Below are 657 nucleotides of genomic sequence, written 5' to 3'. Positions count from 1 at the left end.
TCGAGGCGGTTGAGGTCGCGTACCGCGGCCAGCACATGGGTGGAGTCCGTACGCTGCTTACCGCCCGGCTTGAGCAGGCCACGCTCGACCAGCGCGGCCAGCAGCAGATCCAGAGCCCGCTCCACCAGGTGATACTCGACCAGCCGGGTGCGGAACTCGGTCAGGACCGAGGCGTCGAACCCCTCATCGTCCAGGTCCAGGCCCAGACCGTATTTCCAGTCGATGCGGATCCGCACCGCCTCCGCGGTCTGCCGATCGGTCAGATGCTCCGCGTACTGCAACACGGTCACCAACATCAACCGGCCCGGCGACCAACCCGGCCGACCCCGCACCCCGAACGCAGCGGCGAACTGATCGTCGGCATACAGCTCACCCAACTCATCCCGGATGACCACCGCCAGCGGCGCCCGCCGCCCCCGGTACATCCGGCCTACCGCCGCGGCGATCTGCGGCGAGGGTTGCGGCCACGGCGCCGGCTGCACAGACATCAACACCCGATCCTACGGCCGGGACGAAGAGCGAGAGGGACCGACCGCCGGAAGATCGTCCACGAACCGACACGACCCGAACCACCCGCCACGCCGATACCAGCATCAACCCGACCAGCACGACCGCATCTCCGCAGGTCATGACCCTGCCGCAATTAACCAGCAGGGT

1 protein-coding gene is annotated in these 657 nt (G+C 67.9%); it reads right to left on the bottom strand.

The window, feature by feature from the left end:
* Positions 1 to 488: transposase (locus ACY34I_RS40560; protein ID WP_462760858.1), on the bottom strand; the 488-nt coding region annotated here is incomplete at its 3' end.
* Positions 489 to 657 lie beyond the last annotated feature (169 nt).

The sequence above is a fragment of the Micromonospora sp. RTBAU3-60 genome (assembly GCF_054963695.1).
This window is presented reverse-complemented; position numbering and strand designations above follow the sequence as displayed.